This window comes from Bradyrhizobium sp. T-12 (assembly GCF_058314695.1).
Map to the genome: position 1 here is coordinate 674,028 of NZ_CM177756.1, position 14,688 is coordinate 688,715.

13 protein-coding genes are annotated in these 14,688 nt (G+C 62.0%); 6 read left to right on the top strand and 7 right to left on the bottom strand.

The window, feature by feature from the left end:
- Positions 1-13: 13 nt before the first annotated feature.
- Together AC0WRY_RS03225 and AC0WRY_RS03230 are read left to right on the top strand one after the other, a co-directional pair.
- A complete protein-coding gene (locus AC0WRY_RS03225) occupies positions 14-1,126 on the top strand; it encodes an NADH:flavin oxidoreductase/NADH oxidase (RefSeq protein WP_491122659.1) in 1,113 nt (370 codons plus the stop codon).
- A 236-nt stretch (positions 1,127-1,362) separates the two neighbouring features.
- Positions 1,363-1,770: a hypothetical protein gene (locus AC0WRY_RS03230; RefSeq protein ID WP_194405633.1), complete on the top strand. Its 408-nt coding sequence runs from the start codon at positions 1,363-1,365 to the stop codon at positions 1,768-1,770.
- A 227-nt stretch (positions 1,771-1,997) separates the two neighbouring features.
- Here AC0WRY_RS03230 and AC0WRY_RS03235 read toward each other — a convergent pair whose 3' ends face one another.
- The 7 genes from AC0WRY_RS03235 to rpmB all read right to left on the bottom strand — a co-directional run bounded on the left by AC0WRY_RS03235 (position 1,998) and on the right by rpmB (position 8,294).
- Entirely contained in the window at positions 1,998-2,249 is a 252-nt protein-coding gene (locus AC0WRY_RS03235) for a PilZ domain-containing protein (RefSeq protein WP_491122660.1), read from the bottom strand.
- A gap of 412 nt (positions 2,250-2,661) precedes the next feature.
- The gene (locus AC0WRY_RS03240) at positions 2,662-3,996 is read right to left on the bottom strand and encodes a T6SS phospholipase effector Tle1-like catalytic domain-containing protein (RefSeq protein ID WP_491122661.1); all 1,335 of its coding nucleotides are present in this window, start codon (positions 3,994-3,996) and stop codon (positions 2,662-2,664) included.
- Between the two features lie 170 nt (positions 3,997-4,166).
- Positions 4,167-5,414 carry a hypothetical protein gene (locus AC0WRY_RS03245; RefSeq protein ID WP_491122662.1) on the bottom strand — a complete coding sequence of 416 codons (1,248 nt, stop codon included), beginning with the start codon at positions 5,412-5,414 and terminating at the stop codon, positions 4,167-4,169.
- 69 nt (positions 5,415-5,483) lie between these two features.
- On the bottom strand, positions 5,484-5,966 hold the full coding sequence (locus tag AC0WRY_RS03250) for a hypothetical protein (RefSeq protein ID WP_491122663.1): 483 nt from the start codon (positions 5,964-5,966) through the stop codon (positions 5,484-5,486).
- Positions 5,956-7,395: a Z1 domain-containing protein gene (locus AC0WRY_RS03255; RefSeq protein ID WP_491122664.1), complete on the bottom strand. Its 1,440-nt coding sequence runs from the start codon at positions 7,393-7,395 to the stop codon at positions 5,956-5,958. Before AC0WRY_RS03255 ends, AC0WRY_RS03250 begins: the two co-directional genes overlap by 11 nt.
- Positions 7,371-7,784: a DEAD/DEAH box helicase family protein gene (locus AC0WRY_RS03260; RefSeq protein ID WP_491122665.1), complete on the bottom strand. Its 414-nt coding sequence runs from the start codon at positions 7,782-7,784 to the stop codon at positions 7,371-7,373. Before AC0WRY_RS03260 ends, AC0WRY_RS03255 begins: the two co-directional genes overlap by 25 nt.
- Before the next feature lie 198 nt (positions 7,785-7,982).
- Complete coding sequence (gene rpmB / locus AC0WRY_RS03265) at positions 7,983-8,294, bottom strand: 50S ribosomal protein L28 (RefSeq protein ID WP_194405642.1); 312 nt, start codon at positions 8,292-8,294, stop codon at positions 7,983-7,985.
- 496 nt (positions 8,295-8,790) lie between these two features.
- Here rpmB and AC0WRY_RS03270 point away from each other — a divergent pair, with 496 nt between their 5' ends.
- The 4 genes from AC0WRY_RS03270 (at position 8,791) to fdxA (ending at position 14,522) form a co-directional block, all read left to right on the top strand.
- A complete protein-coding gene (locus AC0WRY_RS03270; RefSeq protein ID WP_491122666.1) occupies positions 8,791-9,654 on the top strand; it encodes a DUF3108 domain-containing protein in 864 nt (287 codons plus the stop codon).
- A gap of 686 nt (positions 9,655-10,340) precedes the next feature.
- Positions 10,341-13,775 carry a helicase-related protein gene (locus AC0WRY_RS03275; RefSeq protein WP_491122667.1) on the top strand — a complete coding sequence of 1,145 codons (3,435 nt, stop codon included), beginning with the start codon at positions 10,341-10,343 and terminating at the stop codon, positions 13,773-13,775.
- Positions 13,776-13,826: 51 nt separating this feature from the next.
- A complete protein-coding gene (locus tag AC0WRY_RS03280; RefSeq protein ID WP_246776407.1) occupies positions 13,827-14,051 on the top strand; it encodes a S4 domain-containing protein in 225 nt (74 codons plus the stop codon).
- A 132-nt stretch (positions 14,052-14,183) separates the two neighbouring features.
- Complete coding sequence (fdxA, locus tag AC0WRY_RS03285) at positions 14,184-14,522, top strand: ferredoxin FdxA (protein ID WP_063198086.1); 339 nt, start codon at positions 14,184-14,186, stop codon at positions 14,520-14,522.
- Positions 14,523-14,688 lie beyond the last annotated feature (166 nt).

Below are 14,688 nucleotides of genomic sequence, written 5' to 3' on the forward strand. Positions count from 1 at the left end.
GGAACTCCCCCGCATGTCCGTCCTGTTTTCCCCGATCAAGCTGCGCGGCCTGACCTTGAAGAACCGCGTCGTGGTGTCGCCGATGTGCCAATATTCGGCCGACGACGGCGTCGCCAATGACTGGCACTTCACCCACATCAACAATCTCAGCCTGTCGGGCGCTTCGATGTTCTGCATCGAGGCGACGCATGTCGAGGCGATCGGCCGCATCACGCCGGGCTGTCTCGGGCTCTACAGCGATGCCGGCGAAGCCGCGCTGCATCAGATCCTCAGCTCGGTGCGCAAGCATTCCTCGACGGCGATCGCGATGCAGCTCGCCCATGCGGGCCGCAAGGCGTCGAGCGCGCGGCCCTGGGACGGCGGCCAGTTGATTCCGGTCGAACAGGGCGGCTGGCAGACGGTGGCGCCGTCGGCCGTGCCGCACAAGGAGGGCGAGGCCGCCCCGCTGGCGCTCGATGCCGCGGGCCTGACGCGCATCCGCGAGGCCTTCGTCGATAGCGCAAAGCGCGCCGACCGGCTCGGCATCGACGCCATCGAGCTGCACGGCGCGCACGGCTATCTCCTGCATCAGTTCCTGTCGCCGATCTCCAACCGGCGCACCGACGAATATGGCGGCAGCCTCGAAAACCGCATGCGCTTTCCGCTCGAGATCTACGACGCCGTGCGCGCCGTCTTTCCCGCCGACAAGCCCGTGGGCATGCGGGTGTCGTCCACCGACTGGGTCGAGGGCGGCTGGGATCTGGCGCAGACGATTGAATTCGCCAGGGCGTTGAAGGCGCGCGGCGTCGACTGGATCGATGCCTCCTCCGGCGGCGTCTCGCCGCTGCAGAAGATCCCGCTCGGCCCCGGCTATCAGGTGCAGTTTGCAGATGCCATCAAGCGTGAAACGGGATTGCCCACCATCGCCGTCGGCCTGATCACGGAGCCGAAGCAGGCGGAAGAGATCGTCGCATCCGGCAAGGCCGACATGGTCGCGCTCGCCCGCGGCATGCTCTACGACCCGCGCTGGGCCTGGCACGCCGCCGCCGAGCTCGGCGGCGAGGTCGAAGCCCCGCCGCAATATTGGCGCTCGCAGCCGTCCACGCAAAAGGCGTTGTTCGGCAAGACGACCTTCGGGGCGAGGTAGGGGAGATACCGCGTGATCTCACGATGATCCGCGGTCTGCGTTGACAACTTAACTGACAGCCGTCGCCAAACTACTCCCTGTGGTTATGGGTCCTCGCGTTCGCAGGGACGACGGCGGGATGTGAGGTGAGCGCTTTCGCCTCACCATCCCTTACGCCTCCGTAACTCTCCTCACCTTCCACCCCCCGCAAAACTGGCCTAACCTCCGGCTCCTTAACACCGCAACGGAGGCCCGCCATGCGGTTTCGTGTTCGCAAAACGGCTCACATCTTCGAGCGCGTCGGACTTGCGATGGCGGGGGCGGCGTGCGGGCTGTTCGTCGGCGCTTATGTGGGATCGGCGATATCGGCGCTGACCACGCAAGGCTTCCTGCTGTTGATGATGCTGCTCGGCTTCGTCGGCTTTTATCTGGGCATCGACACGCCGCAATTGCCGTTCGACGACGCGCATAGCGAGATCGATGCCGCCGAATTCCTCAGCGCCGCCGGCACGCTCTGCGCCACGCTTACCGCGCTCGCCTCCGTCGCCGTCATCGTGCTCCGCCTCGATCCGCATTTGGCCTGGACCTGGCTCGCTCTGTTCGGCTGGATCGCCGGCGTCGCCATGCAGATCGTCGGCGGCGCGAAAGCGCGGATGCGGAAGTAGGTGTTTTTTCCTTCTCCCCTTGTGGGAGAAGGTGGCATAGGCGGCCTTTGGCCGCCGTCCCTAAAAAACGCCGAGGCGAAGCCTCGGCTATGGCGCCGGATGAGGGGTTTGCCTCAGCGAATTCAGCCGTGAGAGATGAGATTGCGGAGACAGACCCCTCACCCGTCTCGCCGCTGCGCGGCGAGCCACCCTCTCCCACAAGGGGAGAGGGGAAGAAACATGCATCCCTAGAACACCACGCCCACGCGCGTGCCGCGCTTCCACGCGATGCGGCAGCGCTTCTTGGTGTTGACGTGCAGGAGCTCGAAGCGATCTGGGATGCTCACCTGGCCGCCGAGATCGACGCAGGCGCCGCCAGGCGAATAGTCGATCAGCGTGCAGGGGATCACCGGCGCGCGCGCGTCGGTGATGATCTTGGCCTGGCGCGACACCAGCCCTGCGGGCTTCACGCGGGCGTATTTGCGAGGGAATTGCGGCACGTCTCCTCCACTCCGCAAGGTTTCGCAGCGGGTTCGAGGCCATGATGGAACGGGAGATGATGCGATCCGGCTAAGGCGCGCGGGAGAATTTTAATGAAAAGTGTCGGCGACGGAAGAAAGCGAAGGTAGCGGGGTGGGGTGGGATCCTCCAAACGCCGCCGTCGTCCCTGCCTAGTGCGGAATTGCGCACTAGGCAGGGACGACAGCAATGGTGTAGCGCGAGCCTACCTCCACCACCGTCATTGCGAGGAGCGCAGCGACGAAGCAATCCAGAAATGCATTCGCGGAGACAGTCTGGATTGCTTCCGACTTCGCCGAAGGCTTCGGCGGACAAGTCACTGCGCTCGCAATGACGGCTGCGAGACGCCCGCGCTCGCCATGACGAGCGGCGAGAGCCAAGCCCGCCGCCCCATCACCCTGTCACGTCCTCTGTCCCCGCCACCAGCTCCACCCCCGGCGGCACCGGCATCGGCACCGTCACATAATCCTTCGGCATGTTCACCGGCCGGTACTCCGGCTCCACGGCCATGCGCTTCAACACGCTCTCATGCACATGCGCGCCTTCGGGGATCGGGCGCGGCTCGCAATCGGGGATGTAGAAGCCGAGAAACACCTTGCGCTCCGGCCATTCCTTGTACGTCGCGCTTTTCGGAATGAACTCCAGCAGCCGCCAGCCCGCCGTCATGGAATCGTGCAGCACGCCCGTCTTGCCGGTATAGGCCGGCGCGACATATTGAAACGGCGAGTTCTTGCGCTGGATGCCCCAGGCGAGCTGCTTGATGGTCGCCGGGTTGAAGTTCAGCCCCGCCTTCTCGGCTTCCGCGATCATCCAGATCAGCGGATATTTGGAATCCCCGCTCTCTGCCTCCGGATAGCCGCCGCCGACGTCGCTGTGCACGCCGGCGAACCACACCTGCAAAATGTCCTGCGGCACCTTCTTCTCGTCGGGGACGTAGCGGTTGCTCCAGAAATCCTGCGGCTCCCAGTACTTCTTGAGGCGGAACATGCAGCGCCGCTCGTCGATCGCGATCGCCTGCCGGAAGATCCTGACGCTGGGGTTGCGCAGCGTGAAGGCGAGCTCCTCCAGGCTCGGCCAGAACAGCCGGTCGGCGCGCGGCACGATCACGCTCGCCACGGTGTCCCACACGCCGATGAAGTGGATGGTCGGCCAGCGCGTCGAGGTGATGCGCGCGAACTGCGCGGCGAGGTCGAAGGCGTCCTTCGGCAGCGGCCCGCTCTCGTCGGTCGCGATATTCTCGAGGTCCTCGACGTCGTTGCCGCGCCCGGTGCCGGAATATTGCTTGTAGGCGACAAGGCCCGAGCCTGCGAGGTTCGCCTGCTCCGGCCTGATCAGCCCGATCTTGTGGATCAGCCCCGCCAGCACGCGCACCGTGTAGGCTCCGCGCGAAAAGCCGAACAGATAGATGCGATCGCCCGGCGCGTAATGCTGAACCAGGAAGCAATAGGCCGAGAGCACGTTGTCATCGAGCCCGTAGCCGGTGGCGAGCCCCAGCACCAGGTTGACGTTGGCCTTCAAGCGATGCCACGTCGTCGGCTCCGTCACCGTGCCGACTCCGGGATCGTAAAACACCATCTGCCGCGGCTGCGTCCTGTCAGTCTTGCGCAGGCAGCGATACAGCTTCAGGACGTTGGAGATGTTCTCGGAGATCTCGTTGCCGGTGCCGTCGCAGCAGATGACGAGGTTTTTGGGGGAGGGGTGGGGGTCGGGGTCGCGCGCGGAGTCCATGGGATGCGCCTCGGGGGGATGCTACCGGGGCGAGTATAGCGGAAAGTTGCGACGGTCGCCGGCACCTTTAGGATAAGGGGACCGAACTTTTGCAATTTCTTCTTTTTCTCCCGAGGCGCGTTCGCTGCTAAGCGCGCCACTGCGCGGCGTTGGCGGACGCCTTAGCCACCCTAGGGGCTGGCTGAAGATTTCGAAAAAGACAGAATAACCTCCCGGCGCATTCGCCCTCCCATGGCTTCTGGCGCGTTTAGAACTGTTGGCGGGGGAAGGTAGCGCCGGTTAGCTGGTAGAGTTCGAGCTTTTCTGTTGCCGATGGTGAGACCAGCATGTTCGGCAACCGCTGTCACGATCTTGGCGTTCGGTATGAACGTCCCCCGAACTGTGTTTTCTCCCACCACATAAATTGCCCTGCCTCCCGGCGCTAGAACCCGAGCGACCTCATCTATGGAGCGCATCATGTCATCGACATAGTGTGCAAGGACGGCTTCATGCCGCGGGTTGAGTCTTGGGCTTAGGCGCAGATCAAAAATGATTTCTTTAATGACTGAATTTTCGCGAGCGTCGTGGTCTCCGCATTCAGTGCCTACGCTGTCAGTCCGAATGCTACTAAGCTCGCCGACTGTATGCCCCATCCAGACCAGCGAAAATTTGCTGCATCGCATGTAGTCAATTGCATTCAGGTAAGGGGGGGAAGTCAAAACAAGATCAATTGTACCATTCGCAAGAGGAAGCTTTCGTGCATCCCCGAGCGATGTCCGCGTCGCTGGGCCGCGATCAGGTTGGTTCTTTGAAATGCAGTTTTTTAGAACGTGATCAACGGCCGAAAGAAATTTGTTGAAGGGCTTAATAGGAGCGCTCTCAAAAGCCTTGTGTGGCCTGCTATGGGAGAGGTCCATCGCCAATGAAGCACCAGCCTGCTTAGTGATGATCAGGCGGGAGAAAGCGCACCAGAGTACGTCTCTGATGTGATCATCTCTAACGCCGTGAATGGAGGTAGCGAGCGAAGCTAGTTGCTTGCGAGCGTATATATCGAACCAATACCGAACAAAGCTGCGGGTCTCTGAATCCGCGTTCCGTGGATATGCACTGCTTACGCTTAGTGAGGGCATATTGTCCTTTGCGCGCTCCAATACCTCAGCAGCCTTGGCTTTTGCTCTGGTTTCATCCACCGCTGTTGTCCACACGCGGGCTAGGAGCACTGCAAGCGGGTCTATATCAATTCCGATTGCTGAATGACCGCTGGCGCGAGCCATGGCAAGCACGGTCCCTGACCCCATCATTGGGTCCAAAACTCGAATTTGGTCTTGCTCGCTGGACAGGATATCGAGAGCGATGCCAGGAGCCATTCGGGCGGGAAAGGGATGAACAGGATCTCGCCCAAGCGCTTCCTGTATGGTCTTTGTATATGTTTTGCTCATGCTACGAATGTGCGCGGAGGCGAGGTTTAAGAGTTTCCTGGGAGTTGTTCAATTGAACCGGGGGAATAGTTAGCCCGTGGCATAGCGTTCGCGCACGCGCGTCTTCATAGTCTCAGGAATTGTACCTATACCCCTTGAAACCTTATAGCCCAGCTCGCCTCTATTGCCGGCGATCTCATATTGAGTGCGGGGTGGCCTCGATATGCTAACCCAAGCGTTCTCGCTTTCTTGGAAGCTAACAATTCTATGCAGGTCGGCCAATGAGAGGGTAACAAGACCATCGGTGCCGCACACGAAGACCATGAAAGAGTCCGGAAACTTGTGCTCCATGTCTAAAAGGTCTGCAGCTTGCTCGATTGTGAATGTGAATCGCCAAGGCGACATTCGCTTCGAGGAATGCTTCATGTAGACGCCGACACGCCCGTTCATGACGAAGGCATTGATTCGACCCTCTCGAACGAATGGACGGAAGGAAACGGACAGAGAGTAATCGTTCTCTACGGCAAGTTGTCGGAGAACAACGCCTTGATAGAATTCGTAATCATCCAGCATTTTTGACATTCTTTAGAAAAGTAATGTTGCCATTGAATTTATAGATCAGTCGCGCTTTGCCCGTTGCGTTGTAGAAAATCTTGAAGTGATGCACAGCATCGGGAAATTCGCGTTTAACTTGACCGAAGAGTCCTTTGGTGCGCTCGATTTTGTTCTTGTTGGCATCTTTCATGTTCTCGATTGTGCTGGACTGATGCAGCGCAATCGATGAGGGGCCGTTTGGTAGTATTCGTTGCACGTATCTAATCAAATAGTCGGGTAGGGCGTCGTTGCCGATTTTCTCTTGTAGCTGCTTCAAGCCGGTAATCGGATCATTTGAGCCGTATAGCAGTTTCTCAATCTTGGGTGAGTAGTCAAATATCGGAAAAGACATCTCTCCCTTGTCAAGCAGTACATTCGCCTTGTCGATGCTGCTCGATGCCACCGCTGCGATTCGTTGGTCAGCCAGCCAAACTGGAGAGCCCTTCTTCGTCTTGATAGCCTCAAGCGCGAGCTTGTGGAACGCGAAGCAGCGTTGCCAGTCGAGATACAGTTGCTCGGGTATGGTCAATTCAAAGTAAGGAAGATGTTTCTTGCGTGAACCAAACATCCGGGCGCGTTGGATATAGGTGTCCTGTTGTATTTTGTGCTTTGAATCTCGGGTAAAGAACATCGAGAGTAAGTTGTCGAATGTGACGCCTCTCGAAACGATGTTGCCACCAATGACGAACGTAAACATGGCAGCTGGCGAGGTGGCGGACTTGAAGTCGACGTTCTTGTCGCGCTCGCTGTTCATTATGATCGTGCTAGTTTGATCGCAGTTCCTCACGATATATGCGAGGATGCTGCTTGCCTGGTCCTGACCATAAAGTTTGGTCGCTATCTTGCCGATCTCGTGCGTGTAAGATTCAAACTTCTTAGAATGAGTATCCGAGAGGGCATTCATCACCTCGTCGATCGGCTTCTTATCTGACTTGTGGTCGAGCTTCTTGCCGCTCGTGTGGATGAGCATCGAGAAATTTTCGTCGGACTTCGCCGTCAAGTTAAGTGCAGCGACTCGTACCAGAAAACGAAAGATGGCCTCACGCAGGTACTTCGGGCTGTCGTCCGTGTCGGGAAGCGTGTGCAGAGAAAACTGCACATCGCTTTCCAGGGGGAAGAAGACGTCCTGGCCAGTGTAGGCCTCATGCGGCGGGAAGTTGACCCATTTCTCGTTATCGTTGTCGAACGTATTGTTCAGGTCTAGCCGCGCAGGAGTCGCAGTCACGCCGATATAGATTCCGTCGTGGCTGATAAGCTTATTGATAAGCGCGTTGATGCTAGTGACGTCGCCTTTGTTGATCAGCGCGTTGGGCGTGGCGAAGTCGGCTTCATCGTCGATGATGACCTTGTCGCCTATTCGCTCCAACTTCTGGTTCAGCTTCGTCAGATCGCTCGCTTCTTCTTGCAAAAGATGACATGAAAGCCGGCGGACAAGGAATAGTCAGGATCGATCACATCCGAGAAATTACGAGCTGCTGGCGACAGTTTCGATCGCTGGAAGCGCTCTAAGTTTTGTTGGAGTAGCTGAACACTGTCATTCAACAAGTGGATAACGACGCGATGGCCGTCATCCAACATTTTGGCTGTAAGACAGATCATCATCTCTGTCTTGCCGCTTTGAGGTTCTCCATAAATGACAAATGAGGTCGTACCACTCTTAAGCGTGTCGCACGCACTTGAAACTGCAGCCTCGATACAGGATGTCTGTTTGCCGGCCGCTTTAAGGCGAGACAGTTGCGTTTGATATCTATCGCGCTGCTGCGCAATAGCCCGCAGCTGGCTGACGCTGAGCCCCAACAGATTACCCCCTAGTTGAATTATCGTTTTTCACGATCATAGCGGGCAATCGAGTCAGGGCAAGATAGGTAGAGGTATGATGAGACTGGTCCAGTAACAAAAACGGCCGGATCTTCCGATCCGGCCGCAACGCAAACTCTACTCGGCTAAGCCTGCGCCACGCGACGCAACCTAGCCCCCGCCCAATCTCTAAAAACCTTAGCTCGCCTTCTTCGCCGGCGCGGTGGTCGGGCCGACCTTCTTCTGGATGGCGCGCTTCAGCTCGAGGGCGCGCGGCGACAGGACGTCGGCCTTGGCCTTGAGCAGGAAGGCGTCCAAGCCGCCATTGTGGTCGACGCTCTTCACCGCGTTGGTGGAGACGCGCAGGCGCACGTTGCGCTCCAGGGCTTCCGAGATGAACGTCACGTTGACAAGGTTCGGCAGGAAGCGGCGCTTGGTCTTGATGTTGGAGTGGCTGACCTTGTGGCCGACGAGGGGGCCCTTGGCCGTCAGTTCGCAGCGGCGAGACATGGCATAAATCCTTGAGTTCGAACCCCCAACGAGTGCGGCCGCCATTTTTGGGCGCCACGGGGGCAAATTCTTTTGTCCTTGCAGGGAGCGGCGGACGTATAGGGGGGAAGGGGCGGACAGTCAAGGTTTTGGGCGGGGATTCATGCCCCACAACAGGTGTCATCGCCCGCCCTAGTGCGCAATTGCGCACGGGGGGCGGGCGATCCAGTACGCCGAGGCGGCGCGGCTGGCCAGAGGGGCTGCGGCGTACTGGATGCCCCGGTCGAGCCGGGGCATGACAGCGGAGGGTGGGGAGAGGTTCTCGCCCGCCAGCGGGCACCCGCCCGATCACCAAAACGGCAATGTTTGTCGCGCCTTACCATCACATAAAGGGCGTAATCGCCGCCGAAGAGTCCAGTGGAGTTCCCGGCCCGACACACCCGGACACATTGTTTGCCGCGGTTTTTGGCTTAAGTAACAGCCGTCGCGTGCTCCCATGGATTGTATTGTGCTGATCATGCCCTTTTCTGCGCCCAAATCGCGCTTCGCCCGGCCGCGCCTGACCGGCTGGCTGGCGGCGGTTTGCGGGCTCGCGGTGCTGTGGGGCGCGATGCCCGCGGCGGCGCAGGGTAAGCTCGAGGCGCAATATGAGGCTTCGCTCGCGGGCATCCCGGTCGGCAAGGGCGGCTGGAACATCGATATCCAGGACGACGTGTTTGCGGCGGCCGCCGCCGGCGGCACCTCGGGCCTGCTGAAATCCTTCACCGGCGGCTCCGGCACCGGCGCCAGCCAGGGCCGCGTCGTCAATGGCGCGCTGGTTGCGACCGGCTACCAGGCCTCCACCACCACCTCGAAGAAGACCGAAGAAATCCGCATCACGCTCGACAAGGGCAATGTGAAGGATTTTGCCATCCTCCCGGAGCCGCCGGTCGATCCCGACCGCATCGTCGTCACCGACGCCCATCGCCGCGGCGTCTGGGACCCCATGACGGCCTCGCTGCTGCGCGTGCCCGGCAATGGCGACCCCGTCTCGCCGGAGGCCTGCCACAACTCGGCGCCCGTGTTCGACGGCCGCATGCGCTACGACCTCAAGCTCGATTTCAAGCGCATGGAGACCGTGAAGGCGGAAAAGGGCTATCACGGCCCGGTCGTGGTCTGCTCGCTGTATTTCGTGCCGGTCGCGGGCTACATCCCCGACCGCCCCGTGATCAAATACCTCGCCGCCCAGCGCAACATCGAGATCGCCTTCGCCCCTGTGGCGGGCACCCGCATCCTGGTCCCGTTCTGGCTGAAAGTGCCGACGCCGCTCGGGCCCGCCATGCTGGAAGCGACCAGCTTCATCACCACAGCCCAGCCGCCGCGGGTGGCGAAGACGCAGTAGGACTACCGTTAACCCTCCCCTGGGGGGAGGGTCGGCTCGCAGCGCGTCCTCCCTCCGCCGTCATTCCGGGGTGCGCCCCTTGGCGCGAACCCGGAATCCATCGGGCCGCGGAGACTGTCTCACGACGGATTCCGGGTTCGCGACTGCGTCGCGCCCCGGAATGACGAGCGGAATTTTTGGCTCACAAAAGTTCCAGCAATTTCAATGGCCCTTCTACTGTGCATGGGGTTGTTTTCGCGAAAATGAGTTGGGAGGGGTGCGGTCCGGGAATCCATTTGACTCCTCCCCGATTCTGATTCGACTCCGCGCCGTCCCCAACTTAAGGCTTTCTGCCCTCCAAACGCCGCTTGTGCGGCGGCCTAAAACTCCATCTAGTTGCGGCCGATAAGACTCCCGCGACATGTTGCGTGAACGGAACGGGACTCAATCTGGAGTCAGCGATTCGGCCGCGATTCGTTCTAGAGTCGTTCCGAAGCTTAAGACGGGCAGGAAAAGCGTCGCAAAGTGAGACAGTTGCGGGAGGTTTGGGGAGCAGCTCCCACACACACGGTGTCGTCGCCCGGCCAGTGCGCAATGGCGCACCAGGACCGGGGGCATGACAGCGACGGGTGCGGATAGCGCCATGCACCCGACCGCCCCAATCCAGCACTGACATTCGCCCAAATCGCCACTACCTAATCCCTCAGATGCCCTTTTCCTCCTCCCCCTTCGCGTCCCATAGCGCCGCGTCCGATCGTGTGCCTGGCGCCGGCGTCACCGCGGTGCTCGGGCCGACCAACACCGGCAAGACCCATCTCGCGATCGAGCGGATGCTCGCGCATCCGTCCGGGATGATCGGCCTGCCGCTGCGCCTGCTCGCGCGCGAGGTCTACAACAAGATCGCCGCAAGGGTCGGCAGCGAGGCCGTCGCGCTCGTCACGGGCGAAGAGAAGATCAAGCCGAAGAGCCCGCGCTATTGGGTCTCGACCGTCGAGGCGATGCCGCGCGACCTCGATGTCTCCTTCCTCGCCGTCGACGAGGTGCAGATCGCGAGCGATCTCGAACGCGGCCACGTCTTCACCGATCGCATCCTCAACCGCCGCGGCCGCGACGAGACGCTGCTGCTGGGTGCGGCGACGATGCGCCCGATCATCGAGCGCCTGTTGCCGGGCGTCTCCATGATCACGCGGCCGCGCCTGTCGCAGCTGGAATTTGCCGGTGATCGCAAGATCACGCGCCAGCCGCGCCGCACCGCCATCGTCGCGTTCTCGGCCGATGAAGTCTATGCCATCGCCGAGCTGATCCGCCGCCAGCACGGCGGCGCTGCTGTCGTATTGGGCTCGCTGAGCCCGCGCACGCGCAATGCGCAGGTCGAGATGTTCCAGAACGGCGACGTCGATTATCTCGTCGCCACCGACGCCGTCGGCATGGGCCTCAATCTCGACGTCGATCACGTCGCCTTTGCCTCCGACCGCAAGTTCGACGGCTATCAGTTCCGCCGCCTGACGCCGTCCGAATTCGCGCAGATCGCCGGCCGCGCCGGCCGCGCCACCCGCAACGGCACCTTCGGCACCACCGGCCGCTGCGCGCCGTTCGAGCCCGAACTCGTCAACGCGCTGCAGAACCACACTTTCGATCCCGTGAAGATGCTGCAATGGCGTAACTCCAAGCTGGATTTTGCCTCGCTCGGTGCGCTGCAGGTCTCGCTGAACCTCGCCCCCGGCCACGAGGCGCTGACGCGCGCGCCCATCGCCGAGGACATGCGCGTGCTCGACCATGCCGCCCGCGACGCCGAGGTGCGCGATATCGCGCATGGCAAGGCGGCGGTGGAACGGCTGTGGGAGGCCTGCCAGGTCCCTGATTACCGGAAACTGTCGCCAGCGGCCCATGCCGAACTGGTGACGACGCTCTACGGCTTCCTGATGCAGAAGGGATGCATCCCCGATTCCTGGTACGAAGCCCAGGTCACCCAGGCCGACCGCATCGATGGCGACATCGACACGCTGTCGGCCCGGATCGCGCAGATCCGCACCTGGACCTTCGTGGCCAACCGCCCGGACTGGCTGAGAGACCCCGATCGGTGGCAGGGAATTACGCGGGACGTCGAAAATAAATTATCGGATGCGCTCCATGAACGCTTGACTGAGCGTTTCGTTGATCGCCGGACCAGTGTATTGATGCGCCGCCTGCGGGAGAACACGAGCTTGAATACTGAAATCGGCAAGACCGGCGAAGTCATCGTCGAAGGCCATGTCATCGGCCGCCTCGACGGCTTCACCTTTGCACCGGATGCGGCGGAAGCGGGCTCCGATGCGAAAGCCTTGCAGGCTGCAGCGCAAGCGGTGCTCGCCGGCGAGATCAACACGCGCGCCGAACGATTGGGCAATGCGCCGGACGATCAGTTCGTGCTGACCTCGGAAGGCATCATCCGCTGGACCGGCGATGCCGTGGCGCGGCTGTCTGCCGCAGAGGACGCGCTGCATCCGCGCATCCGCATCATCTCCGACGAGCGCCTCACCGGCGGCCCCCGGGAGAAGGTGCAGGCGCGGCTCGAGCTCTGGCTCAAGACCCATATCGAGAAGCTACTCGGGCCGATGTTCGAGCTCTCCAAGGCCGAGGACGTCACCGGCATTGCCCGCGGCATCGCCTATCAGCTCGTCGAGGCGCTCGGCGTGCTCGAGCGCCCGAAGATCGCCAACGAGCTGAAGGATCTCGACCAGCCCTCGCGTGCCGTGCTGCGGAAGTACGGCGTCCGCTTCGGCGCCTATCACATCTATTTCCCCGGCCTGCTCAAGCCCGCCGCGCGCGCGCTCGCCGCGCTGCTCTGGGCGCTGAAGCAGGACAATGTCGATCTGTCCTCGCTGTCGGGCGCGCAGCATCTGGCCTCCTCGGGCCGCACCTCGTTCCCGGTCGACAAGGCGTTGCCGCGCGATGCCTATCGCGTGCTCGGCTACAAGCAGGCGGGCGAGCGCGCCGTGCGCGTCGACATCCTGGAGCGCCTTGCCGATCTGATCCGCCCGGCGCTGGCCTGGCGCGAGAACGCCTCCGGCGAGAAGCCGGCCGGCGCCTTCGACGGCCGCAGCTTCGTGGTCACGCAGGCGATGACCTCGCTCACGGGATCCGCAGGCGAGGATTTCGCCTCGGTGCTGCGTGCCCTCGGCTATCGCATGGAGAAGCGTCCGCCGCTGCCGCAAAAGCCCGTCGCGACTGAGCAGGCCCCGACTGAAACGGTCGCAGCGGAGACCCCGCCGGTTGAAGGCAGCGCCGAGACCTCGAGCGAGACCGCGGCTGAGGCCGTTGCCGGCCTGCCGGAGACGCCGGCCGCAGAGGCAGCCGCTGAGCCGGTCACCGTCGAAGATGCACCCGGCATGGAGCCGCAGGACGAGCAGGCTCACGATGCCGAGCCTGCGCTGGAAGCCTCGGCGCCCGTCACGCCCGAAGACGCCCCCGGCATCGCGCCGCCGGCCGAAGAGCCTGCTGCGCAAGCCGAATTCAACGCTCTCGAGGCTGCTCCCGCCGAAGCCGCCGCGACGGAAGCCGCGGCAATGCCCGACGCTGCCGCGCCTGAAGCCGTGGCTACGCCGGCCGAGCCCGAGCTGGTCGAGGTCTGGCGTCCCGGTGGCCGTCACGAGGACCGCAAGCCGCGCCACGAGCGCCACCGCCACCAGCGTCATCACCATCAGCGCCCGCAGGCGGGCGCCGAAGCAGGCGCCGCGCCCGCGGAGGGCGGGGCCGCGCAAGCCGCCGACGGCGAGAAGCGCAACGAACGCCATCGCGGCCCTCGCAGGGATGGCGGGAGAGACTTCCGCAAGCCGCGCGAAGGTGGCGGCGAAGGCGCGCCGCGTCCCGAGGGGCGCGACGACAAGGGCCGCCGTTTCGAGGGCAAGGATCGCGACAACAAGGGTCGCGACAACAAGGATCGCAACCGCGACAACAAGGGCAAGTTCGGCGGCGATCGCGACAAGGGCCGTGACAACCGTGGCCGCGACCGCGACAAGGGCCGCGACCGCCAGGGCGGTCCGTCGCTGCGTCCCTACGCTTCCAGCGCGAACCCGCGCGAGCGCGATCGGCCCGCTGATCCGAACTCGCCGTTCGCAAAACTCGCTGCGCTGAAAGAGCAGCTGTCGGGCCGCAAGGAGTAACCCACGACGACCGAGCGGCAGCGCCTCGACAAATGGCTGTGGCACGCGCGGGTGGTCAAGGCGCGCACCTCGGCCGCTGAGCTCGTCGAGACCGGCCACGTTCGGGTCAACGGTGAGCGGGAAAAGTCGCCCGGTCACGCGATCAAGCTCGGCGACGTCATCACCGTCGCGCTCGATCGCACCGTACGGGTGTTGAAGGTCACCGGCTTCAGCGAACGCCGCGGCGATGCCGCCTCGGCGCGCGTGCTCTACGAGGAGCTCGGGACACGCAATTAATTGCGCTTCGTATTCATTTCTTGGTCGATCAAACACACAAAGCCGTCATGATCGGGCCTTCCCGACCTTGCGGCGCCGGGCCATCCGCGCTACGCAAGCCGCGACTTTTAAAAGAGCTTTTCGGAGCGTTGGATGACTTACGTCGTCACTGAAAACTGCATCAAGTGCAAGTACACCGACTGCGTCGAGGTCTGCCCGGTCGACTGCTTCTACGAGGGTGACAACATGCTGGTCATCCACCCCGACGAGTGCATCGATTGCGGCGTGTGCGAGCCGGAATGCCCCGCCGACGCCATCAAGCCGGACACGGAACCGGGCCTCGAGAAGTGGCTGGAAGTGAACACCCAGTACGCCAAGAGCTGGCCGAACATCACCCAGAAGAAAGAATCACCTGCCGACGCCAAGGAATTCGACGGCATGGAAGGCAAGTTCGAGAAATATTTTTCTCCGAACCCCGGCTCCGGCGACTAATTCAGGCCCAAACTTAACCCTAATAGCGGCGCTGCGGCCGAAATCCAGCCCTGAAGACCCCTAAATCATTGATTTTTGCGGGAAATGTGCTATATTGGGCATATTAAGCCGAACCCCGTCAGCCCCGTTGGCCCCTCTGGGTTCCCGTGAAACCAAATGTCGAACA